We start from the raw sequence: 23646 nt of genomic DNA on the forward strand, positions 1-23646 counted from the left end.
ACCGCGAATCGGCGGCTGAAGATAAGAAGGGCAAAAAGCGCCAAAAGGGCGAAACGACAGAATCGAAGGAAGCAACCTTTGAAGGAGAAAGGAACAAAGGTTAAAAGGCCTTCCAGCTTCTCTCCTTCTGCCTTCGATTCTGCCTTGTACTCTTTTCGTCCTTTTCGCCCTTTTGACTTTCTCGCGCGGCGCCTATTCTTGGCGCCGCGCGAGCAGCTGGTCCACGACCACGATGACGACCACCACGAGGCCGACGATCAGGCGGTCGTAGAAGGTGGCGCCGGGAATCTGTGGCAGCGCGTTGCGGAGGACGCCGAAGATCAGGGTGCCGAGGACCGCGCCGATGACCGATCCGCGGCCGCCCGAGAGGCTGGCGCCGCCGATGACGGCCGACGCGATGATGTCGAGTTCGTACCCCGTCGCCAGGTCGGCCTTGCCCTGTCCCTGCCCGAGCACCAGGATCACGCCAGACAGCGCGGCGAGCACCGCCGACACCACGTACACCATCGTCTTGATACGCCCGACCCGGATGCCGGTGTAGCGTGCCGCGGTTTCATTGCCGCCAACGGCGAAAACCGCGCGTCCCGCCTGGACATGCCGCATGAACAGGTGGAAGACCACCATGAGCACGACCATGACGATCGGGGCGATCCAGTCGAGCGGCACGCCGAGCGGCGCCCACTTCGGCGGGATGCGGGCCGACACGTCGAAGAATCGTCCCTCGGTGACGATGTAGGCGAGCCCGCGGGTGATGCCCATCACGCCGAGCGTGGCGATGAATGGCGGCAGCCGCACGAGTACGACGAGCGCAGCGCTGAGCCCGCCGGCGAGCACGCCGACGCCCAGGCCCGCGAGGATGGAGGCCGGCAGCGACCATTGGCTCTCCAGGTACTGGTGGCCGAGGATGACGGTGGTGAGCGCGATGACGGCGCCGGGCGCGAGGTCGACGCCACCCGAGATGATGACCATCGACGCGCCGACGGCGGCGATGCCGTAGATGGCCGAGTACTTGAGGATCAGCAGCCCGTTCTCGGCGTTCACGAACGGGTGACGGCCACCGCCGTCGGGCCACAGATACCACGCGAAGAACGCGATTTCAGCGAGCAGGATGAACAGCGTGCTCAGCTCGCGGGTACGCAGCAGGTTGGCCCAGCGCGAGCGCGGGGTGGCAAGGGTGGCGACACTCATGCCGCGTCGGTCTCCTCAGCGCGGGTGGCCAGTTGCATCACGTCTTCCTCGGTGGCGCCGCGCGGCACCTCGCCCTGCACGCGGCCCTGCTTGAGGACGACGATGCGATCGGCGAGCGCGAGCAGCTCCGGCAGGTCGCTGGAGACAACGAGGCAGCCCATGCCGAGGGCGGCCTCCTGTCGAATGAGATGGTGGATGTCGTGCTTGGCGCCTACGTCCACACCCTTGGTGGGCTCGTCGAGGAGCAGCACCCTGGGCGCCGTGGCGAGCCACTTGGCCAGCACGACCTTCTGCTGGTTGCCGCCGCTGAGGCTGTCGGGCGGCACGTCGATGGAGGCCGCCTTGATGCCCCAGCGCGTAAGCAGGGCCTCGCACTCACCGCGTTCACGCCCGAGCTGGCGCATCCAACCGTTCCGTGCCGCTTCCCTCGCCAGCAGCAGGTTCTCGCTGATCGGCAGGTTGAAGAAGAGCCCCTGCGACTGACGCATCTCGGGCTGCAGCACGACGCCACGACGGATCGCGTCGGCAGGCGCATGCGGCGCGAACGACTCGCCATCGACGCGCATCGTCCCCTCGTCGGGACGATGCAGGCCGAAGATGGTCTCGACGACCTCGGTGCGGCCGGCGCCGATGAGTCCGAACAGCCCGACGATCTCGCCCTCGCGAACCTGCACGTCGACGCCACGGAAATGGGGATGTCGAGCGAGTCCACGCACGTCGAGGCGCACCGCCTCGCCAACCTTGCCCTGACCGTGGCCCGTCTCGAGATCGCGCCCGACCATCGCGCGGACGATGTCGTGCGCCGACTTGCCCTCGAGCGGCCAGGTCCCGACGTGCTGGCCATCGCGAAGCACCGATACGGTGCGACACAGGCGGAACACTTCGGGAATGCGATGCGACACGTAGATGAGGGTGACACCGCGGCTGCGGAGCAGCTCGAGAACGGCGAAGAGGTGGTCCACCTCGGAGTCGGTGAGGGAGGTGGTCGGCTCGTCCAGGATGAGGACCTCGCAGTGGAACGCGAGCGCCCGCGCGACCTGAAGCAGTTGTTGTTGCGCCGCGCTGAGGCGCGACACCATCGTCGCGGGATCCACGTCGAGGTGCAGTTGTGCGAGCAGTTCAGCGGACCGCGCATGCATGGCCCGGCGATCGACGAACCAGCCACGGCGTACCTCGTGACCCGCGAAGATGTTCTCGGCGACGTCGAGATTCGGGAAGAGCAGCGTTTCCTGGTGGACCAGGCCGATACCGGCAGCCAGCGCAGCGCGCGGCGCAACAAGGTCCAACACCTGCCCCTTGTACAACAGGCGCCCGGAGTCGGGCCGGTGGATGCCGGCCGCGATCTTCATGAGGGTGCTCTTGCCGGCGCCGTTCTCACCCATCAGGGCGTGCGCATCCCCGGGCGCCACCGACAGGGTCACGCCGCGCAAGGCCTTCACGCCACCGAAGGCCTTGCTCACGTCCTCGAATGCCAGCGCACTCATGAGGTCGGGCATCGTATCAGGACTGAGGACGGAGGAGGGAGGAGGGAGGAGGGAGGAGGGAGGAGGGAGGATAGGACGGAGGACCGAGGACAGAGGACAGGCGGCTGAACGCAGGCCGAAGGCCGATTGACGAAGGCCGACGACGGGGCCCCTATTGGCCCCGCTCGAGCTTGTTCCACTCCGTCAGGTACTGGTCGACGTTGGCACGGTTGACGACGTCCACACCCGAGTCGATGATCTTCTGCGGGGGCATGCGGCCGGCCTTGATCTCGGCCAGCAGTCGGACGGCTTCGCTGCCCCAGCCAAAGTACTTCTGCCCCACCAGCGTGTGGACCTTGCCGGCCTTGAGCAGTTCGGGGGCCGGGGGGATCGTGTCGAAACTGAAGACGCGGGTCCGGGCGGTGTCGACCGGCTCGAGCGCGTTGCGCGTCATGATCGGCCAGCCGCCGACCGAGATCCAGGCATCCAGATCGGGGTAGCGATTGGTCGCGGTCGCGATCACCTCGCCGGCGCGGACGATGTCCTCCTTGACGTCGAAGGTCTCCACGATGGTGATCCCCGGCTGCTGCTTGAGGATGTCGTTGACGCCGTCGAGCCGGCGCTGGAGGTTGTAGGCGCCCAGGCTCGTCATGAGCGCGACCTTGCCCTTGTTGCCCAGCGCGGTGAGCGCCTCGGTGGCGAGACGCTGCCCGGCCTTGAAGTCATCCACGCCGTAGTACGCCATCCGCTGCGACGTCGGCGCGTCGGCGTCCCAGGTGATCACCGGGATGCCCGCGGCGATCGCCTTGTCGATCACCGGCGCGAGGAAGTCGCCGTTGGTGCACGAGATGGCGATGCCGTCGACGCGCTGGGAGATGAACGACTCCAGGACTTCCTTCTGCCGGAGCTGGTCGGCCGACTCGGGTGCGCGCCAGATCACCTCGATGTTGCCGAGTTCCTTGGCCTTGCGCTCGGCGCCGATGCGCGCGTAGTTGAAGACCGGGATGTCGAGGGCTTTCGGAATGACAGCAAAGCGCAGCATCTTCGGGGCCGCCGGGTCGGGCGCCGAACCGCCGCCGCAGGCTGCCGTGAGCACGCCGAGACACAGGAAGAGCACGAGTCGTCGCATTGGGAGTCCCCTGCCAGCCTTCCGGCCAGCGCGACGCCACACGCGTCGTCACAACGGCCATGGATGCCAGCGAGGGCGGATTGTATAGGAAAGGCTCGGGAGTCGGGAGTCGGGAGTCGGGATTAGGGAATCGGGGCGTCGGGAGTCTGGGCGTCGGCGTCGGAGGCGCTTCGAGGGTCAGGACTTGAACAGAGCGACGCGACCGCAGAGACTTAGCCGTCATGACCAGACGCGACTTCATCCATGCTTCGACCTCCGCTTCGGCAGTCACCCTGGCTGGCGGTGCCGGCGCTGCGGGGCAACCTGGTACTGCTACGCGGCAGTTCTACGAGCTGCGCCGCTACCGCATCCGCGTCGGCTACATGCGCGATACGACTCGCGCCTACCTGAAGGATGCCCTGCTGCCGGCGTTGGGCCGTCTCGGCCTGGGGCCGGTGGGCATGTTCGACGTGACCACCGGTGAGCCACCGACGGCAGTGGTGCTGATTCCGCACGCGTCGGCGGAGTCGGCCGTCGGCGTGGGCCGGCGCCTTGCCGCGGACGCCGCGTACGTGAAGGCTGCCGAGCCGTTCTTCAACGCCCCCGCGGATCGCCCGGCCTTCGATCGCATCGAGAGTTCGCTGCTGCTCGCGTTCGAGGCGATGCCGCAACTGCAGGTGCCAGACACGAGCAAACCGCGGGTCTTCGAGCTGCGGCGCTACGAGGGGCCGAGCGAGGCCGCAAGCCTGAAGAAGATCGAGATGTTCGACAGTGGCGGCGAACTCGCGATCTTCCGCAAGGTCGGCTTCCGGCCGGTGTTCTTCGGCCAGTCGATCTACGGCGTGCGCCTGCCGCAGTTCGAGTACATGCTCGCCTACGCCAGCATGACCGAGCGCGAGACGCAGTGGAACGGATTCAGAAACGATCCCGACTGGAAGGTGCTGTCGCAGAAGGAGGAGTACAAGGACGCGGCGATCATGTCGGGCGCGACCTCGACCTACCTCGCGCCGCAGCCCTGGTCACAGGTGTGACACGGGAAGTGCTATCGCCACCCTGCGAAGACTCCAGGACGTGGGCCCAATTGCGGGGCTTATTGTAGTCAGATGAAGGACTCCTGAGCGCCGAGGAGTCCTTGCGCATGGGCATGACCCAGCTCGGTGCGTCGGCGCCGGCGGCCGACGCCGTGGCCCTACGAATTGCAGTATGGTGCGCTAATGGCCGACCGCAGGTATGTCGGGGCTGTCGCTGGAAGCATCGGGAATGCGACGTCGACCCGGTTGGGACACTTCGACTTGTCCAACCTCCACCGACATGCTGTCGGCCGCTCGGTCGCGATGGTCGAAACAGTGGTCCATGCGGCATTCATGAAAGCCGCCGGCTTCATCACGCCCGGCACACCAGTCGAGTTCACCGGCGCCCAATACCAGGACTTCAAAGGAACACGGGAGTTCGTTCGGGCGCACCGCGCGACACTTGCGCTCAAAATTGGTGCCCGCAATATCGCCGATCTCGCGGGGACTCGTCGGCACGCCGATCTGTGGCGTGTCCTGGTAGGCCCACAGGCCGTCACCGACCTGCTGCCGCTGTACGCGAACTACGCGGACCGATTTCTCGAGATCATCGTGGCGCCCAAGACCTTTCGTCTCCTGCGGACAGTCATCGAGCGCCAGGAACCCCACCAGGACGTCAACGTCTCCAACGTGGCCGAGGCGATGGACGCGCTGATGAAGGTACATGACGAAGGATATAGCCTGGCGGCGGCACGGATCAGAGAACTGCGCAAGGAACGAGGCTGGGTCGAAGTCCCTCTCAGCGCAGCCGCCAGGTCCTTGACCAAGCCTGCTCCATTCAATCCCGAAGCCGCCAACAACGACAAGGCATTGCGATTGTGGCTCCACGGAGCACCTGGGAGTCCTCTCGTTCACGAACGACTGGAGCTCATGTCACCGTTGCGCCCGACCGAACTTGGCGAGGCCCCGGAGGTCTTCCTGGTCGCCAGCCAGGAATCCTCGCGAAGTGCCATGCCGACATTGATGTGTCGGTCGCACATAGACGCGACGTGCAGCACATTGGACAACGCTGCGTCGATGGGCGACAAGGAAGGGCGCGGCGCTGCCCAACGTTAAGAAGCTCGCCGAACACGCGCCCGCGCCGGCGGCCCGTCACCTCCTCGAACGAGGCCAGGGGTTATCGCCCTACGCTCAAGTCGCTCTCGCCCGGCGCGCGCGATCGGCGGCAACGGCGAGCACGATGATCACGCCGATGATGATCTCCTGCACGTAGTTGGGCCACCCCATCTGCTGGCTGCCGTTGCGGAGGAACGCCATGACGAGGGCGCCGATCAGCGAGCCGGCGATCGTGCCCTCTCCGCCCGCCAGGCTGCCGCCGCCGATCACGACGGCGGCAATCACGTCGAGTTCGGTGCCGATCGCGACCGTGGGGTCGCCCTGGCGCAGGCGGGACATCTGCATCACCCCCGACAGCCCGAAGAGCAACCCCGCCAGGCCATAGATCCAGACCTTCAGCCGATCGGTCTGCACGCCGCAGGCCCGGGCCGCCGCCTCGTTGCTGCCGACGGCGAACACGCGACGCCCGAAGACGGTCTGCTGGAGCAGGAACGTGGCCGCCACGGCGAGCACGACCGAGATCCAGACGCCCGGCGCCACGAGCAGCCATGATGGCGTGGGGAACGTCACGGCGAGTTCGTTGATCCAGGTTTCCGGTGCATTCACGGTCTGCTGGTTGGCGAGCCACTTGGCGACGCCGCGGGCGATGCCGAGCATGCCGAGCGTGCCGATGAACGGCAACACCTTGAGACGCGTGATCGCCAGCCCGTTGACGATCCCCACCAGCCCTCCCGTCACCACGCCGGCCGACACGGCGACGATCGGCGCGTAGCCATCCCGTACGCCCAGTGCGGTGACCACGCCCGCCAGCGCGATGGTCGATCCGACGGCGAGGTCGATGCCGCCACTGATGATGATGAAGGTCATGCCAATCGCGCCAAGCGCGACGATGACGGTCTGGGCGAGGACGATGCGGAGGTTGCGCGGCGACAGGTACTGCGCCGGATCATCGCTCATCATCGCGAACACGGCGATGACTAACACCAGGCCGAGGACCGGGGCCAGGGCGGACAACCGCGCGCGGAACGTTGAGGACATTGGCAAGTTCAGAAGTTCAGAAGTTCAGAATTTCCTGCAGTGTGACAGGCACGTCGAACAGGCGCCCAGCACCATTCCGCTGCCACGCCCCGAGGAACAAGCAAACGGTCGCCAAGGTTCGACGACTCGCGATGGCGGTGCAATTCTGAAATTCCTGCAATTCTGCAATTTCATTGTGCTGTTCCAATTGCCGCCGCCATCACCGACTCCGGCGTCCATGCAGACAGCGGCGCAGACGACGTGAGGCGACCGCGGCTCATCACCGCGAGCGAGTCGCAGAGGCCGAACAATTCAGGCAGGTAGGAGCTGACGATCACTACCGCGCACCCGGCATCGGCGGCCGCCGCGATCGCCTCGTACAGGTGCACCTTGCTGCCGACGTCGACGCCGCGGGTGGGCTCGTCGAGCAACCACACCGACGCCTCCTGGTGGAGCAATCGCCCGAGGGCGACCTTCTGCTGGTTGCCGCCCGACAAGGTCCGCACGGCCTGCAGAGGCGTCCGGGCCTTGACCTTGAGTCGCTCGAGCCAGCGCTGCCCCTGTGTGCGCTGCGCCCGGCCGTCGATGACGCCACGGCGACTCACGGTCGCGTACCGTGTGCATGTCAGGTTGTCGGCAAGCGACATCGGCAGCGTGAGTCCCTCGCCCTTGCGGTCCTCGCTCAGGTAGCCGAGCCCTGCCGCCAGCCGTGTCCACGGCGTGCGGCTCTCGAGCGACACGACATGGCCGTCCACCGACAGCCGGCCGCTGACGGGTCGATCCTCGAGGCCCATCAGCCCGCGCAACAACTCGGTGCGGCCGGCGCCGACGAGTCCAGCGATGCCGAGCACTTCGCCGGCCCGCACGCGCAGGCTCGCGTCCCGCACCCGGCCGCCCACCGACACCCCCGCGGCGTCCAGGCGGATCGTGTCGGCAGGGAGATGTTCGCGCGTGGGGAAGAGTTCGGCCACGTCGCGCCCGACCATGTGGCTGATGATCTGCGCATCGGTGAGCGCATCCGCCGTGCCCGTCCAGACCGTGCGGCCGTCCCTCAGGATCGAGAGATCGTCGGCGATGGCTCGCACTTCCTCGAGGAAGTGGCTGATGTACACCACCGCGACGCCATCCGATCGCAGGCGCCGGATGAGACCGAACAGCCGCTCGACGTCTTCGCGCGGCAGGCTGCTCGTGGGCTCGTCCATCAGCACCACGCGTGCCTGCGCCGACACGGCGCGGCAGATCTCGACGACCTGTCGCGCCGCAATCGGCAGATCCCCGACGCCGCGATCGGGATGCAACTCCGGATGGTGGAACGGCGCGAGTACGCGCGCGGCCTCGGATCGCGCGGCTGCGCGATCGTAGCGCCCGCCGCGGCGTGGTTCGCGGCCGAGCAGGATGTTCTCGGCCACCGTAAGGTGATCGCAGAGCGAGAGTTCCTGGTGGATCAGTGCGATGCCGGCCTCGCGCGCCTCGAGCGGCCCTGCCGGCGTGTACGGCGCGTCGCCGATCGTCATCGTTCCGGCATCGGCACGCAGCCCGCCAGCCAGCACGTGCATCAACGTGCTCTTGCCGGCGCCGTTCTCCCCCACCAGCGCATGGACGCGCCCGGGACGGACCGCGAGCGTGACGCCATCGAGCGCCCTCGTCGCACCGAAGTGCTTCCTGATGTCGGTCAGCGTCAGCATCATTGCGGGCCTTCGGCCTTCGACCTGAGGCTTGAGGCTTGAGGCTTGAGGCTTGAAGCTTGAAGCTTGAAGCTTGAGACCTGAGACCTGAGCCTACTTCAGATATTCCGACAAGGGCGGATTCAGCAGCGCCTTCGAGGCCTCGGTGTCGAGGTTGTCCGGCGTGACGATCGTGACGCCAGTGTCGACGCGGGCCTGGATGGCCTGCCCCTTCAGGTGAGCGACCATGGTCTTCACGCCCTGGTATCCCATCTCGAACGGGTTCTGCAGCACCACGCCATCGAGTTGCTTGTTGCGCATCGCGGTGATGAACGCCTCGCTCGAGTCGAAGCCGACGAACTTGATCTGCCCGGCCTTGCCGACATCCTGCAGCGCGAGCAGCATGCCGGCCGTGGACGATTCGTTCGGCGTGAAGATGCCCTCCACCTGGTTACCGAAGCGATTGAGGAGGTTCTCCGAGGCGCGCTTGGCCGTGTCGCGCGTCGGGCCGGCGAACTGATCGGCCGAGACGATCTGCACGGCCGGGTATTGCGCCTTCATGCGATCGAGGAAGCCCTTCTCGCGCGCCTCGGTGCTCGCCGACCCTTCCTGGTATCGAAGCAGCAGCACGCGCCCCTTGCCACCCAGCAGCATCCCCAGCCGATCGGCGGCCAGCGAACCGCCCTTCTCGTTGTCGGTGGCGACGAAACTGACCGCATCGCCGGACGCCAGCGCGGAGTCGATGACCACCGTGGGAATGCCCGCGCCCTTCGCTTCCTGGACCGGACGCACCAGCGCGCTCGCATCGAGCGGGGCGAGCACGATGCCGTTGACGCCCTGGCTCAGGAATCCTTCCACGACCTGGATCTGCTGCTCGCGGTCGTCCTCGCGAATCGGGCCCTTCCAGGTGAGACGGACCGATACGCCCTGCGCCTCGTACTCCTTCTGCGCCTTGATGGCGCCAGCGTGGATGCTCATCCAGAACTCGTGCGTCGTCCCTTTCGGGATCACCGCCACGTGCAGCCCGCCGACAGCCTTGAGGTCCTTGCCGACCGTGCCCGGTTTGCCGCCATCGCTGCAGCCAGCGAGCAAAACCGCGAGAGCCAGCGCCATCACACCACGTTGGAAGCGCACGTTCATTCGTATCCTCTCGGCCTTGGCCATTCGGCCGCTTGGACCTGATCCGATTCGTAGGCGTCGAGCTTCAGCTCGACGCAAACACCCGTCCATGCGACCTCAGACCGTCGACCTGAAGGTCGACGGCTACGTAACTGCCGCAACGGCCTTCGACATTCGCAGCATTTCGGCATCTCGGCATTCGCGCCGGCTATGCCGGCGCGTACACGCCCTTGACGTAGTCCGCTCCCGCCCGATCATCGCTGCCGAACGCGTGCGGGATGTCTTCCAGCGCCGGATAGCGATGCGTGACGATGCGGCTCACGTCGATGCGGCCCGACTCCAGCAGTTCGAGCGACTGACGATACACCGACGGGCGTCCGTCGCTGTCGAATCCGCCAGACGCGCCGATCGGCGAAATCAATTGCGGTTCACGGAACATCAGCGTGTTGAGCACGCCGAGGTCGACCCCGGACTGGCCGTGGGCGTAGAGCAGGACCGTGGCCTGCTTCCTGATCAGGCCCGGCATCTGCCGGAACACCTGCGCACTGCCCGATGCGTCGATCAGGTACTCCGCGCGGCGACCGTCGGTCAGCGTCAGCACCGCATCGACGACATCGGTCGCGGCGGGATCAATCACGGCGTCGGCGCCGTAGTGGCGCGCCAGCGCCTGCCGGGTCGCATTGGGCTCGCTGACGATGATGCGGCCATCCAAGCCCACGACCTGGCGGAGGTGCTGCAGGAACAGCAGGCCGGCGGGGCCGGCGCCGGCAATGACGACCGTCTGCACACGGGCCGAGGGGTCGGCATCCTGCAGGCGATAGCGGGCGATGTCGCGGCAACGGCCCACCGCGGCATAGGCGTGGAGGACGCACGCGAGCGGTTCGGTGAGGGCGGCGTGCTCGGCGGGAAGCGCGTGCCCGCGCCGCACCGCATTCACGGCCGGCATGACCAGGACCTCCGCCAGGCCGCCCTGCCAGCCGGTGATGCCGTGCTCGGCATACGTCTCGCATTGGTGCGAGTCGCCCGTTGCGCAGTACTCGCACAACGCGGCAGATCCGGCACTGAGGCAGTTCCGGCCCTGGTCGAGCACCACGGCGTCGCCGGCCGACAGGTCACGCACCTCACTGCCCACGACCTCGACGACACCCGCCACCTCGTGCCCGAGCACCTGCGGCGAGACGTCGAACGGAATCGGTCGCCCGAGACGGTCGGTGTGGTAGTTGGCGTGGCCTTCGTAGATGTGGAAGTCGGTACCACAGAGGCCGACGCCGGTCACCCGTACGACGACATCGCGCGGCCCGACGACCGGGTCGGCAATCTCGCGGATCGACATCACGCCGGGAGCGGAGAGGACAGCGGCCTTCACGGCATGCTCCGCACGGCCGTGGACAATTTCAGAATTTCAGAATTGCACAATTTCACTGCCACCGCCGTTGTTCGAACTGCTGATGGCGGTAAGGAACTTCTGCAATTTTGCAATTCTGCAATTCCTACAGGCTGACGCTCTGCTCGGCCCACACCTGGAACTCGCGGTGCTTGTTCTCCTCCGACTTGCCGAGCATCTCGCCGCTGGCGACGCGCCGGACGTGCTCGAAGACCTCGAGGCCGACTTCGTCGATCGAGCGGGTACCGTCGATGACGTCGCCGGCCGACATGTCCAGGTCCGACTTCATGCGCTCGAAGATCGGGTTGTTGGACGCCAGCTTGAGCACCGGCGCGATGGCGTTGCCGATCGTGGTGCCGCGGCCCGTGGTGAACACCACCAACTGCGCGCCCGACGCGATCAGCCCCGGCGTCGACTCCTGGTCGTAGCCCGGCCCCTGCATCAGGTACAGGCCGCGCCCCTTCGGCTGCTCCGCATAGCCGACGACACCCTCGACGCGCGTGGTGCCGGCCTTCGCGATGGCGCCAAGCGACTTGATGGTGATGTTGAGGAGGCCGCCGGCGACATTGCCCGGACTCGGGTTCTCGTTGAGGACCGTGCCGAACTTGGAGGCGTAGTCCTTGTACCAGTCCACCATGTCGTAGACGGCATGGCCAGTGGTGGCATCCTTGGCGCGCCAGGCGAGGATGTGTTCGGCGCCGCAGAACTCGGGCACCTCGGTGATCAGCACCGTGCCGCCCTGCCGCACGAGTTCGTCGGCCGCGCGCCCGAGTGCCGGATTGGCCGACAGGCCGGAGAAGCCGTCCGATCCGCCGCACTTCACGCCGAGCGAGAGTTCGCTGATTGGCGTGGGCGTGCGCGTAATCTGGTTGGCCACGGGCAGCATCGCCTCCACCGCTTCGAGCCCGCGCTTGACCGCACCCTGCGTGCCGCCGGCGTCCTGGATGCCGATGCGCGCCACGGGCTTGTTGAGCGGCCGGTGCTGGTCGTTCAGGTACTTCTCCATCACGGTCAGGTTGGTCTTCTCGCAGCCGAGCCCGATGAACACCACGCCAGCCACGTTGGGGTGGTCGGCATACGCGGCGAGCGTGCGCAGCATGACTTCGATGTTGGAGCCGTCCGAGCAGCCGCACCCCTTGTTGTGGGGGATGGCCGTGACGCCGTCGACGTTGGGGTACTTCGCCTTGTCGAAGAGCGTGAACTCGGCGACGGTGGCAATCTGCACGGCCTCGTGCGCCGCGCACATGCTGGTCGGCACGATCAGGATCCAGTTGCGGATGCCGACGCGGCCGTCGGGACGCCGATAGCCCATGAACGTCGCGCGCTGTGACTCGGGCACGTACTCGGGCGCGGCCGTGTGCATGTCCTCATCGAGTTCGCGCACGACGGGCACGTCGTTGGACATGTTGGCACGCGAGATCAACGCCCCCGCGGTCACGCCTTTCGACGTCCCGATCGGCTGACCGTACTGCCGGACGAAATCGCCATCCGGGATCACCACCAGAGCGAAGCGATGCCCCGGCGGCACGTCGTCGAGCACCTCGACGATGTTGCCTCCGACCTGCACCAGCGTCCCGCGCGGCACGGGGACCTTGGCGACGGCGACGTTGTCGCGGGCATCGACATGGATGGCGTAGGCCGAGAGGGGTGCGGCTTGCGACGTAGCGGTAGACATAGCGAGTCCAGTCGGCCTTCGGCATCGGGCCTTCGGCATCGGGCCTTCGGCCTTCGTCGTTGTCGATGGCAGGGCCGGTACGCCCGACCCTCTAGCCGGTTGCCGTCGTCGACTTGGTCGGCCGAAGCCCGGATGCGAAGGCGGCTTGCCACTGCCGGTCCTGCAAAGCCGTATCGTAGCGCGAAGTCGCGGCGCTCGACTTCTCGCGCGTCAAGCGCATCACGTCCGGCCGCGTGACGCCTCGACACCTTCACGGGCGGGTTGCCGAGACGACAATGGATGGGTTCGGCTATCCTCTGACCCACAACGCCGCCGCCAGAGCAGGTCCGGGTCCGTGATTCCGCCGTTCGACTCGAGCCTGCGTGATGGCGGACTGCGCAGCGACGAGGCGTGATGTCTATGACAACAGGAGGGGACCTGCCATGACCGTGAGAGACAGATTGGCGTCGCTCGGCACCGCCCTGGGCGATTTCAACCAGGGTGAGTTCGGGAAGGATTTCTCGATGATCGAAGGTGTGAACCCGGCTGAGGGTTATTGTGCCGGCGTCGCACTCGACTGGACTCGCAGGGTCTTGCAGAGCGGGTCCGGCCGCCAGGCGAAATTTCTCCACTACGCCAGCGCGAAGAATGCGCTCCCCTCCGGCGTCGGCACCGACACGAGGCAGACCCGGACCCTGCGTCGCATGGCGACCGCCTTCAGCGGCCAGGGCGCCAGTTACGTCACGACCACGCGCAAGACCGAGCTGATCGCACTGTTGACGCCGCTGCTGACGGCACCACTAGTCAACTACAATTCGTCGCCCTGCGTGGGCGTGCCCAGTGCAGCAGCGAAGCTGCTTATGGAGCGGTTCGACCTTCAGGACAACCCGTTCGACTTGGGGTACGAGCCGGCCGGCTTCGTGTCGCGAAACAGAATCCAGAACTGGCTGAATACGATCACTCAGGGCGTCGACCCGCAGCACAGCAAGCTTGCCGATGGGGGACGCGAGTGGGGGCAGTACGCCAAGGAACTCGACGACAAGTTCAGCGGCAGCAAGAAAAGGAAGTTCGGCAAAATCCACGTCGTGACCTCCAGCAATCAGCAGACGTATGGGTCACCCGGGGCATGGCGCACAGAACTGCTGGCCAATGGCTTCCAAACTGACTGCTGCACCATCGTTGGCGTGGGCGCGCCTGGAGACGAGGGGCACGCCGTGGCGGTTCACCTGCTCGGCGCCGATTACCGTTTCTTCGACCCGAACTACGGGGTCTACAAGTATTCGCTCGAGGGCCTGAGGACTGCGCTCCAGCATCTCTTCGGCGCTCCTTTCTTCACAGACGACGGGTTGGATGCCGATTTGCCGGTCTACAGGCGCAGAACCGACTCGACGAAACCCAAAGACACGAAGCCATGGACGCGGATGAGTTACACGATATTCGCGGCAAACAGCTGAGCAGGGTGCCCCGACGTCCAGAGTCCTGTCATCTGAACACCGGATACGGGTCGATCGGCGTCCCCTGCCACCAGCGCTTCTCCGGACCGAGCACGAAGATCGCGAAGTGCAGGTGCGGCGCTGCGGGATTGGCGTTGCCGGTGCTGCCGACGTAGCCGATGACCTGGCCGCGGCGCACCGTCGCTCCGTCCACGACTCCGGACGCATACCCCTGCAGGTGCGCGTAGTAGTACGCCACCGACTGCGACGGATCGAACTGGTAGATCGTCAGGCCGCCGGCCTTGCTGGTGAACAATCTGGCCACCGTGCCGTCCTCGACGGCAACCACCGGCGTGCCAGTGGGCGCCATGATGTCCAGCGCTTCGTGCACCCGCTCGCCGCGAACCTCGGAGAACGAGGGCACGAGCGCGGCCGCCGTCAGCCCGCTCACGGGAATCGTCAACGCGCGCGCACGCAACATCTCGACGATGGCGTCGGTGACGACGGGGGGACCTGCGGCCGGAGCCCCGTCGTGCGCGCCCTCGTGGGGCGTGGCACCGACGGCCTTGGGCACCAGGACTCGTGCAGGGCGTGTCTTCGCTGCCGCCGCAGGCATGGTGGCTGACTGGCGCGTCACCATCGACGGGCGACCGCCCCAGTCACGATGGACGTGCAGCATGAAGGTCGCGATCCCCATCAGCGCCACCGTCGCGCAGGCAACCAGCACCGCCGTCCACGCCGCCGACTCCGCTCGGGCTCTCTTCACGGCTCGAAGATCACGGGAGTGCCGGTCTTGACGAGCGCGGCCACGCGCAAGGCGTCCCAGTTGGTCAGGCGCACGCACCCGTGCGATTGCGTGACGCCGACGCGGTCGGGCTCAGGAGTGCCATGCAGGCCGTAGTGCTCCTTGTCCAAATCGATCCAGACCAGGCCGACAGGGTTATTGGGACCCGCGGGCAGCCTGGCCTTCGCGTGTGAGGGATCGGCATCCCAGAACAGATCCGGGCTGTAGTGGAAGACCGGGCGGAGGTACACGGCCGTCACCTTCCACGTCCCGAGCGGCAGTGGGTCGTGATCGCTGCCGGACGTGACCGGCGCGGAGAAGAGGACCTTGCCGTCCACGCCCTTCACCGTCAGGGCCCCAGCCGCCTTCGAGACGTGCACCTCAGCCACGCCCTCCGCCTCGGGCGGGTTCACCTGCCGCGTCTCCGTCGTCGCAGGCACCACGCACGGTTCGACGTTGGGCACCCGCATCATGGTCCCCGCCTTCCACGTCAGCCTGGGATTCAATCGCGCCAGCAGGCGGGACGTGGTATGAAAGCGCTCCGCGAGCATCTCGGCAGGCGAGGTGTAGGCGAGCACCTCGAGTGTGCGCTTTTCCATCATGTCGTCCGGAATGCGATCCAGGAACGGCCCAGCCAGATCCTCGGCGGTCAGGGTGTAATCCACGAGCGACGCGTCGGCAGGCAGTGCCTGGCGCGTCGCGTCGTCCATCGCCCCTGATGGCGTCAGGCCCTTCGCCTCCTGGAAACGCTGCAGCGCCGCGCGCGTGGTCCGGCCAGGCGCACCGTCGATGACGCCAGGGGAGAACCCGGCCCGGTCGAGCGCCACCTGGACCGCGAGACCTGCGGGGACCTGGTGCGGCGTTCCTGCCGCTGGCTGGCCGTGGGCCGACTGGGGCAGAAATGTGGTCGCGACGAGCAGGCCCACGGTCGAGGTGCAACGCAGGAAACGAGGCGGTCCGGAGCGAGTCATGTTGACCACTGGTGCAAGGTCGTTGCCGTGCCCTGCCGACTGGTAGTACCAATCCGCCTCGAGCCGTTTGAACACTTGCACCCGAGCACGTTGATGCGACATACTCCGGCCGCTCAAATTACCGAAGAGGTCGGCGCTCCGGTGGCGACATGGTGTCCTGTGGACGCATGTCGAACCGCGAATGGTGCGACCACTCGCAGTTCGTTGCGACTGCATGCGAAAGGTCTCGGAGATGCGGATGCTCCTGCAATACCTACGCCCGTGTCAGGGTCTCGTCCTGGCCCTGTTGTGCGTGATTGGCCTCACTTCTCCTGCGCTGGCGCAGGATCCTCGCGGCTCGATTGCCGGCCGCGTGGTCGACTCCTCCGGTGGTGCCCTTCCGGGCACCACCGTCACGGTCACCAACACGGCGACGGGCACCGCGAACACCGCGGTCACCAACGAAGAGGGTGGCTACTCCATCCCGTTCATCACACCCGGTAGCTACGACATTCTTGTCGAACTCACCGGCTTCAAGCGCGCGGAGCGAAAGGCCGTCGAGGTGCGGATCGCCGATCGCCTCGAGCTGGACTTCAAGCTCGAGATCGGCGGCCTCGAGGAGACGATCACCGTCGAGGGCGGCACGCCGCTGCTCGACACGCGCTCGGCGTCGCAGGGGCAGGTCATCGACGAGAAGCGCATCGAGATGATGCCGCTGTCGGATGGCAACCCATTCACGCTGACGCGCCTCGCGGCCGGCACCGTCTTCACCGGTGACCTCAAGTTCGCGCGCCCGTTCGACAACGGCGGCACGTCGGCGACCACGAGCAATGGGGCGGCCGGCGGCAACGAGTTCACGCTCGATGGCTCGCCGAACATGGCCAACGGACGCCGCGTCGCCTTCACACCGCCGGCGGGCGCCGTGCAGGAGTTCAAGGTGGAGACCGCCACGTTCGATGCGCAGCAGGGGCACACGGCCGGCGCGACCATCAACGTGACGATGAAGGCCGGCACCAACCAGTTCCACGGCGACGGCTACTACCACTACCGCGACGAGACGCTCGCCAAGAACGACTTTTTTCTCGAGCGCGCCGGCCGTCCGAAGGACACCCTCGAGTACAAGCGTTTCGGCGGCACGTTCGGCGGTCCGGTCGATCTGGGCTTCTACAACGGCCGCAACAAGACCTTCTTCTTCTCGGCGTTCGAGTGGCTGTACGACCAGTTTCCGGAGCCGACGCAGGTCACGGTGCCCAGCGAGGCGCAGCGCAACGGCGACTTCTCGGCGCTCCTGCCGCTCGGCATCCAGATCTTCGACCCCGCCACTGCCCAAGTCGTCAACGGGCAGGTGCGCCGGACGGCCTTCCCGGGCAACATCATCCCGGCCAATCGCATCAACAACGTCGCCCGCGAAATCCTGAAGTACTACCCGCTGCCGAACCAGCAGGGCAACGCGCAGGGGCAGAACAACTACATCGCCAACAACCCGCGTGGTGACGACTTCTACTCGATGAACTTCCGTGGCGACCACCAGTTCAACAACAACAACAAGATGTTCGCCCGCTACTCGCGTAACAACCGCACGGAGTACCGCGGTGCCTGGACCGGCGAGCAGAACGGTGTGACGCCAACCGGCAACTACCTGTTCCGCATCAACGACGCGGTGACCGGCGACCACGTCTGGACGATGAGCCCGACGACGGTGCTGAACCTGCGCGGCAGCTGGTCGAAGTTCCAGGAACCGAGCAAGCGGCAGCACCAGGACATCTTCGACCCCGCGTCGCTCGGCTTCTCGTCCCAGACCACCGCGCTGTTCCCGACCGACGTCAAATACTTTCCGCGCATCCAGTTCCCGAGCAATAATATCTACGAGCCGCTCGGTGACTCGTATGCCGGGGGCACGAACTTCGACATCTTGACGTTCCAGCCGACGGTGACGAAGTTCTTCGGCAACCACTCGGTGCGCGCGGGCTACGACTTCCGCCGCTACCGCCAGCCGATGACACCGAGCTACCACGCCGCGGGCCGCTACGAGTTCGGGCGCGACTACACCAACGGCGGCACCGACCTCGGCAACGCCGTCATCGGCCAGGAACTGGCGGCGTTCCTCCTCGGCCTGCCGTCTGGTACCAACAGCGCCATCGAGATCGCACCGGATAGCAGCAACACGAGCGTCTACCAGGGCGTGTTCGTGCAGGACGACTGGAAGGTCAACAGCAGGCTGACCGTGAACCTCGGCCTGCGCTACGAATACGAAGGCGCACCCACCGAAGCCGACAACGCCAACGTGCGCGGCTTCGACCCCACGGCGAACCTCAACGTCACCGCGGCGGCTCGCGCCGCGTACGCGCAGCGGCCAGTCGTGGAGTTGCCGGCGAGCCAGTTCAACCCCGTGGGCGGTGTGCTGTACGCGACCGACAGCAATCCCGGCTTCTGGAATACCGACAAGAACAACTGGCAACCGCGCGTCAGTGCCGCCTACCAGATGAACGACCGGACGGTGGTGCGTGGCGGCTGGGCGATTTACACGGTGCCCTTCCTGTTCGACACCGCCTTCTTCCAGCCGGGCTACGCCCAGTCGACGCCGGTGGTCGCCTCAAACGACAGCGGCCTGACGTTCCAGGCCAACCTGACCAACCCGTTCCCGGGTGGCGTGACCCAGCCGGCCGGCAATTCCAACGGCGTGAACACGTTCGTCGGCCAGAACCTGAGCCGCTACACGATGAACGTGGACGCCAGCAACGGGCAGGCGATGCGTTGGGCCATCAGCGTGCAGCACGAGATCTTCGCCAAGTGGGTGGTCGAAGCGGGCTACACGGGCAACCACGGGTACGACATCAGTGTCGACACCGACATCAACCAGATCCCGGTGCAGTTCCTCTCGACGAGCCCGACGCGCGACGCCGCGCTGATCGCAAACCTGGCGCAGCCCGTGGCCAACCCTTTCGCGGGCCTGCTGCCGGGCACGGGCCTGAACACTGCCAACGTCGCGCGCAGCCAGCTGCTGCGTCCGTTCCCGCAGTTCACGCAGGTGCAGAGCCGCAACTTCGACGGCACGAGCAGCTACCAGTCGGGGCAGTTTCGCCTCGAGCGGCGGTTCTCCGACGGCTACTCGTTCCTGGCGACGTACACGGCCTCGCGCTTCACCGAGCGTGCTTCCTGGCTGAACGCGCAGGAAGGCGCAGTGGGCATCTACGAGGAACGCCCTTCGACCAACGACGTTCCTCACCGCGTCGTCCTCAACGGCATCCTCGAACTGCCGTTCGGCAACGGCCGCCGCTGGGGCAATGACTGGAATGGCCTCCTGAACGCGATCGCCGGCGGCTGGAACGTGTCGGCGATCTGGCAGTGGCAGACCGGCCGTCCACTGAATCCGGCGCTCGGCAACGTCTACTACAACGGCGACATCAACCAGCTCACGACCGACTACTCGGTGGACGTATCGCAGCCGGTGTTCGACGTGAGCGGCTTCTACTTCAGTGATATCCCCGAGTCGCAGCGAATCAGCGACCCGCGCATCAACCTGGAGCAGAACTACCGCACGCTGCCCAGCCGCCCGGCGAAGCTGCGCGGCCAGCAGCAGAACCTGCTGGACATGTCGGTGGTCAAGCGCTTCGACATCACCCAGACCGTGCGCGCGCAACTGCATCTCGAGGTGTACAACGCGTTCAACCAGGTGTTCTACGGCGACCCGGAGATGAGCCCGCGAAGTGCCAACTTCGGCAAGGTCACCAGCCAGAGCAACGTGCCGCTGAACCTGCAGATCGGCTTCCGCGTGTCCTTCTGATCGTGATGGTAGGGACGGCTCTCCGAGCCGTCCACGACCAGACCGGGGACGCCGACTCCGAGGCCATGGACGCAGGTAGGGACGGCTCTCCGAGCCGTCCACGACCAGACCGGGACGCCGACTCCGAGGCCATGGACGCAGGTAGGGACGGCTCTCCGAGCCGTCCACGACCAGACCGGGACGCCGACTCCAAGGCGATGGACGCAGGTAGGGACGGCTCTCCGAGCCGTCCACGGCCAGACCGCGGACGTCGACTCCAAGGCGATGGACGCAGGTAGGGACGGCTCTCCGAGCCGTCCACGACCAGACCGGGACGCCGACTCCGAGGCCATGGACGCGGGTAGGGACGGCTCTCCGAGCCGTCCATCTCCGGCTGTCTTCCGAGCCGTCCATCTCCGGGCGTCTTCCGAGCCGTCCACGACCAGACAAGGGACGCCGACTCCGAGGCCATGGACGCAGGTAGGGACGGCTCTCCGAGCCGTCCACGACCAGACCGGGGACGTCGACTCCAAGGCGATGGACGCAGGTAGGGACGGCTCTCCGAGCCGTCCACGCCAGACCGGGACGCCGACTCCAAGGCGATGGACGCAGGTAGGGACGGCTCTCCGAGCCGTCCACGGCCAGACCGCGGACGTCGACTCCAAGGCGATGGACGCAAGTAGGGACGGCTCTCCGAGCCGTCCACGGCCAGACCGCGGACGTCGACTCCAAGGCGATGGACGCAGGTAGGGACGGCTCTCCGAGCCGTCCACGACCAGACCGGGACGCCGACTCCGAGGCCATGGACGCAGGTAGGGACGGCTCTCCGAGCCGTCCACGGCCAGACCGCGGACGTCGACTCCAAGGCGATGGACGCAGGTAGGGACGGCTCTCCGAGCCGTCCACGGCCAGACCGCGGACGTCGACTCCAAGGCGATGGACGCAGGTAGGGACGGCTCTCCGAGCCGTCCACGACCAGACCGGGACGCCGACTCCGAGGCGATGGACGCAGGTAGGGACGGCTCTCCGAGCCGTCCACGACCAGACCGGGACGCCGACTCCGAGGCCATGGACGCCTCGGAGAGGCGTCCCTACCAATCTCCGTAGACGGTGGGGGGCTCGACCGAATACGCTTGGCGAGTTCGCCCTCTCTCCCGGAAATGCCAGTGAATCGCCGCGAATTTCTCTCGTCCTCGGCCGCCGCCCTCACGGCGACCACGCTCGTGCCTCCGTCATTTGCCGCGGCGCTGCAGCCAGGCGCCCCCCCGGGAAAGCCACGCCGGTATGCCCTCGTGGGCACGGGCGGCCGCGGATCGTCCATGTGGGGCAAGGGCGTCAAGGACACGTGGGGTGACACGGTCGAGTTCGTCGGGCTGTGCGACCCCAACCCCAAACGGGCGGAAGTGGTGCGGCAGATCATCGGCGTCGACTGCCCGGTCTTCACCGACTTCGACGCGATGGTGAAGGCAGCCCGGCCCGAGCTCGTCGCGATCACCACCGTCGACGCGCACCACGCCGAGTACATCGTCCGCGCGCTCGACCTGGGCCTCGACGTCATTACGGAGAAGCCGATGACGATCGACGCGACGCAGACGCAGGCCGTCGTCGATGCCGAGAAGCGCAACAAACGCAAGATCATCGTCGGCCACAACATGCGCTTCTCGCCGGCGCATGTACGGATCAAGGAGTTGATGCTCTCGAAGCCGATCGGCACGATTCACTCGGTCGACTTCCACTGGTACCTGGACACGAGCCACGGCACGGACTACTTCCGCCGCTGGCACGGCATCAAGGCCAGGAGCGGCTCGCTCTGGGTGCACAAGGCGACGCACCACTTCGACTACGTGAACTGGCTGCTCGACGCCGAACCGGTGCAGGTGCAGGCCTATGGCGGCATCAAGCGCTACGGTGCGGCCGGTCCATTCCGGGCCACCAACTGCCGCACGTGCTCGCACAAGGCAGAGTGCCCCTTCTACTGGGACATGACCAAGTCGGCTTCGGCGATGCGTCTCTACGGCGGCGAGGTCGAGAAGGCCGATGGCTACCTGCGGGACGCCTGCGTGTTCCGTCCCGAGATCACCACCTACGACACGATGACCGCGACGGTGAAGTACAGCACCGACGTCATCATGTCGTACTCGCTCAACGCCTACATGCCCATCGAGGGCTACTCGCTCTGCCTCAACGGCGACGGCGGACGGGTGGAGATCCGCTCGTACGGCGGCCAGCCGTTCGAGGTCGCGAGCGAGATGGAGGTGTCGGTCATCAAGGCCTTCGGCACGCGCACGAAAATCGACGTCCCGACCGCCGAAGGCGAACATGGTGGCGCCGACGATGTGCTCAGGAACCTGATCTTCCGTCGTCCACAGGTGCCCGACCACCTGCGCATTCCGGACTCCCGCGCCGGCGCCATGTCTGCCCTCACCGGCATTGCCGCGCGGACCAGCTGCGAAGAGAATCGGCCCATCACCATTTCCGAACTGGTCACTTTCTGATGTCCATCACCCGACGTTCGTTCGTTTCCTCGGCTGCCGCGGGTGTCGCCGGTGGCCTCGTGGCGGGTACCGGCGCGGACGCCTCGGCGAGCGTAACGGACGGCTCGGAGAGCCGTCCCTACCAATCGCAGAGCGCGGCCAGCCGGCAGCGGATCGTCGGCGCCAACGATCGCGTCCGCATCGGATCGATCGGCGTCGGCGGCATGGGCCGTTCGCACCTGATGAATTTCCAGCAACACAGCGACGTGCAGATCGTCACCGTGTGTGACGTGTGGGAGGTGAATCGCCGGCGCGCCCAGAAGATGACCGAGAAGCAGGCCGGCGGCGCCGCGACCATGGAAGCCGACTACCGCAAGGTCATCGAGCGCACGGACCTCGACGCAGTGATCGTGGCGACCGTCGATCACTGGCACGCCATCCCGATGATCATGGCCTGCCAGTCTGGCAAGGACGTCTACGTCGAGAAGCCGATTTCGCACAACGTGAAGGAAGGCCGGGTGATGGTCAACGCGGCGCGCAAGTACGACCGCGTCGTGCAGGTGGGCACGCAGCAGCGATCGGGCCTGCACTTCCAGGAGGCCATCAAGGTGGTCCAGTCGGGCGCGCTCGGCAAGGTCCACCGGATCCACTCCTGGAATGTCGGCAACCAGACGCCGGCGGGACTCGGGCGCCCGGCCGATGGCCCACCGCCAGCCGGCCTCGACTGGGACATGTGGCTCGGTCCAGCCCCGAAGGCGGAGTTCAACCCGAACCGGTTCATCTTCAACTTCCGCTGGTTCTGGGACTACGCGGGCGGGATGATGACCGACTGGGGCGTGCACCTGCTCGATCTCGCGCTATGGGCGATGAAGCAGCAGGCGCCGAAGACGGTGTCCACGGTGGGCGGCAACTTCGTGCTCGACGACAACCGCCAGACGCCGGACACCATCGACGCGGTGTACGAGTTCCCGGGGTTCATCTGCACGTACGGCAATCGCACCGGCAATGCCTACAACGGCGCCGGCCGCGGCTACGGCATCGAGTTCTACGGCACCGACGCCACGCTGTTCCTCGACCGCGCCGGCTTCGAGGTGATCCCGGAGACGGGGGGCACCGCCAAGGCCCCGACGCCGCAGTACCTCTCGGAACAGGAGCCGGTGCTTCCGGTCTGGAAACGTGAGTGGAACGCGCCAGGCAAGGCTCGCGCCGCCGGCATGCGGGCGGGTACGTCCGACCAGAACCTCTCGCACATCCGCAACTTCCTCGACTGCATGCGATCGCGGCAGCGGCCGAACTCGGACATCGAACTCGGCCACCTCTCCACCGCGATGTGCCTGCTCGGCAACGTGTCGTATCGCACGGGGCACAAGCTCACCTGGGACGCCGCGAAGGAAGAGTGCGTGGACGACCCGAAGGCCAACGCCCTGCTGACGCGCGAGTACCGCGCGCCGTACACGCTGCCAAACGTCTGACGTTGCACGCCTGTAGCCTGAAGCCTGCCGCCTACACCGGGTGCCGG

General features: G+C 66.5%; 16 protein-coding genes. 6 read left to right on the top strand and 10 right to left on the bottom strand.

From position 1 onward, the window contains the following. Nucleotides 1-192: 192 nt before the first annotated feature. The 3 genes from LuPra_RS23075 to LuPra_RS23085 form a co-directional block, all read right to left on the bottom strand. Nucleotides 193-1188: an ABC transporter permease gene (locus tag LuPra_RS23075; RefSeq protein ID WP_110172934.1), complete on the bottom strand. Its 996-nt coding sequence runs from the start codon at nt 1186-1188 to the stop codon at nt 193-195. Then, a complete protein-coding gene (locus LuPra_RS23080) occupies nt 1185-2672 on the bottom strand; it encodes a sugar ABC transporter ATP-binding protein (RefSeq protein WP_162271478.1) in 1488 nt (495 codons plus the stop codon). Before LuPra_RS23080 ends, LuPra_RS23075 begins: the two co-directional genes overlap by 4 nt. Nucleotides 2673-2823: 151 nt before the next feature. Then, nucleotides 2824-3780: a substrate-binding domain-containing protein gene (locus tag LuPra_RS23085; protein ID WP_110172936.1), complete on the bottom strand. Its 957-nt coding sequence runs from the start codon at nt 3778-3780 to the stop codon at nt 2824-2826. Between the two features lie 221 nt (nt 3781-4001). Between LuPra_RS23085 and LuPra_RS23090 the strand changes: the two genes are divergently transcribed. Together LuPra_RS23090 and LuPra_RS23095 are read left to right on the top strand one after the other, a co-directional pair. After that, nucleotides 4002-4790 (top strand): NIPSNAP family protein, encoded by a 789-nt coding sequence (locus LuPra_RS23090; RefSeq protein WP_110172937.1) that lies wholly within the window; start codon nt 4002-4004, stop codon nt 4788-4790. A gap of 183 nt (nt 4791-4973) precedes the next feature. Next, a complete protein-coding gene (locus tag LuPra_RS23095; RefSeq protein WP_110172938.1) occupies nt 4974-5885 on the top strand; it encodes a hypothetical protein in 912 nt (303 codons plus the stop codon). 75 nt (nt 5886-5960) lie between these two features. Here LuPra_RS23095 and LuPra_RS23100 read toward each other — a convergent pair whose 3' ends face one another. The 5 genes from LuPra_RS23100 to LuPra_RS23120 all read right to left on the bottom strand — a co-directional run bounded on the left by LuPra_RS23100 (nt 5961) and on the right by LuPra_RS23120 (nt 12744). Beyond that, on the bottom strand, nt 5961-6923 hold the full coding sequence (locus tag LuPra_RS23100) for an ABC transporter permease (protein WP_110172939.1): 963 nt from the start codon (nt 6921-6923) through the stop codon (nt 5961-5963). A gap of 170 nt (nt 6924-7093) precedes the next feature. Then, nucleotides 7094-8590, bottom strand: coding sequence for a sugar ABC transporter ATP-binding protein (locus LuPra_RS23105; protein ID WP_110172940.1), 1497 nt, complete (start codon nt 8588-8590; stop codon nt 7094-7096). Nucleotides 8591-8680: 90 nt separating this feature from the next. Beyond that, nucleotides 8681-9706, bottom strand: coding sequence for an ABC transporter substrate-binding protein (locus tag LuPra_RS23110; RefSeq protein ID WP_157899565.1), 1026 nt, complete (start codon nt 9704-9706; stop codon nt 8681-8683). A 187-nt stretch (nt 9707-9893) separates the two neighbouring features. Continuing rightward, nucleotides 9894-11051 carry a zinc-dependent alcohol dehydrogenase gene (locus LuPra_RS23115; RefSeq protein WP_110172942.1) on the bottom strand — a complete coding sequence of 386 codons (1158 nt, stop codon included), beginning with the start codon at nt 11049-11051 and terminating at the stop codon, nt 9894-9896. A 124-nt stretch (nt 11052-11175) separates the two neighbouring features. After that, entirely contained in the window at nt 11176-12744 is a 1569-nt protein-coding gene (locus LuPra_RS23120) for a UxaA family hydrolase (RefSeq protein WP_162271480.1), read from the bottom strand. 422 nt (nt 12745-13166) lie between these two features. Here LuPra_RS23120 and LuPra_RS23125 point away from each other — a divergent pair, with 422 nt between their 5' ends. Beyond that, nucleotides 13167-14177 (top strand): hypothetical protein, encoded by a 1011-nt coding sequence (locus LuPra_RS23125; RefSeq protein WP_110172944.1) that lies wholly within the window; start codon nt 13167-13169, stop codon nt 14175-14177. A gap of 28 nt (nt 14178-14205) precedes the next feature. Here the strand turns inward: LuPra_RS23125 and LuPra_RS23130 are convergent, their stop codons facing one another. Next, complete coding sequence (locus LuPra_RS23130) at nt 14206-14922, bottom strand: M23 family metallopeptidase (RefSeq protein ID WP_234800520.1); 717 nt, start codon at nt 14920-14922, stop codon at nt 14206-14208. Continuing rightward, on the bottom strand, nt 14919-15986 hold the full coding sequence (locus LuPra_RS32235; protein ID WP_234800521.1) for a L,D-transpeptidase family protein: 1068 nt from the start codon (nt 15984-15986) through the stop codon (nt 14919-14921). The genes LuPra_RS23130 and LuPra_RS32235 overlap by 4 nt, the downstream gene beginning before the upstream one ends. Nucleotides 15987-16125: 139 nt before the next feature. On the opposite strand from LuPra_RS32235, the gene LuPra_RS23145 reads away from it, so the two are divergent. From LuPra_RS23145 to LuPra_RS23155, 3 genes are all read left to right on the top strand, one after another. Then, a complete protein-coding gene (locus tag LuPra_RS23145) occupies nt 16126-19674 on the top strand; it encodes a TonB-dependent receptor (protein ID WP_162472805.1) in 3549 nt (1182 codons plus the stop codon). Between the two features lie 1145 nt (nt 19675-20819). Beyond that, a complete protein-coding gene (locus LuPra_RS23150; protein WP_162472806.1) occupies nt 20820-22148 on the top strand; it encodes a Gfo/Idh/MocA family protein in 1329 nt (442 codons plus the stop codon). Continuing rightward, the gene (locus LuPra_RS23155) at nt 22148-23599 is read left to right on the top strand and encodes a Gfo/Idh/MocA family protein (protein WP_110172948.1); all 1452 of its coding nucleotides are present in this window, start codon (nt 22148-22150) and stop codon (nt 23597-23599) included. Before LuPra_RS23150 ends, LuPra_RS23155 begins: the two co-directional genes overlap by 1 nt. The last annotated feature ends 47 nt before the right edge of the window (nt 23600-23646 follow it).

The sequence above is a fragment of the Luteitalea pratensis genome (genome assembly GCF_001618865.1).
In the GTDB taxonomy this organism is placed as follows: Bacteria; Acidobacteriota; Vicinamibacteria; order Vicinamibacterales; family Vicinamibacteraceae; genus Luteitalea; species Luteitalea pratensis.

Coding starts and splice junctions, on each gene's coding strand:
- LuPra_RS23075 (WP_110172934.1), bottom strand. CDS start 1,188: ATGAGTGTCGCCACCCTTGCCACCCCGCGCTCGCGCTGGGCCAACCTG.
- LuPra_RS23155 (WP_110172948.1), top strand. CDS start 22,148: ATGTCCATCACCCGACGTTCGTTCGTTTCCTCGGCTGCCGCGGGTGTC.
- LuPra_RS23095 (WP_110172938.1), top strand. CDS start 4,974: ATGGCCGACCGCAGGTATGTCGGGGCTGTCGCTGGAAGCATCGGGAAT.
- LuPra_RS23090 (WP_110172937.1), top strand. CDS start 4,002: ATGACCAGACGCGACTTCATCCATGCTTCGACCTCCGCTTCGGCAGTC.
- LuPra_RS23085 (WP_110172936.1), bottom strand. CDS start 3,780: ATGCGACGACTCGTGCTCTTCCTGTGTCTCGGCGTGCTCACGGCAGCC.
- LuPra_RS23105 (WP_110172940.1), bottom strand. CDS start 8,590: ATGATGCTGACGCTGACCGACATCAGGAAGCACTTCGGTGCGACGAGG.
- LuPra_RS23120 (WP_162271480.1), bottom strand. CDS start 12,744: ATGTCTACCGCTACGTCGCAAGCCGCACCCCTCTCGGCCTACGCCATC.
- LuPra_RS23125 (WP_110172944.1), top strand. CDS start 13,167: ATGACCGTGAGAGACAGATTGGCGTCGCTCGGCACCGCCCTGGGCGAT.
- LuPra_RS23110 (WP_157899565.1), bottom strand. CDS start 9,706: ATGAACGTGCGCTTCCAACGTGGTGTGATGGCGCTGGCTCTCGCGGTT.
- LuPra_RS23145 (WP_162472805.1), top strand. CDS start 16,126: ATGCGAAAGGTCTCGGAGATGCGGATGCTCCTGCAATACCTACGCCCG.
- LuPra_RS23080 (WP_162271478.1), bottom strand. CDS start 2,672: ATGAGTGCGCTGGCATTCGAGGACGTGAGCAAGGCCTTCGGTGGCGTG.
- LuPra_RS23100 (WP_110172939.1), bottom strand. CDS start 6,923: ATGTCCTCAACGTTCCGCGCGCGGTTGTCCGCCCTGGCCCCGGTCCTC.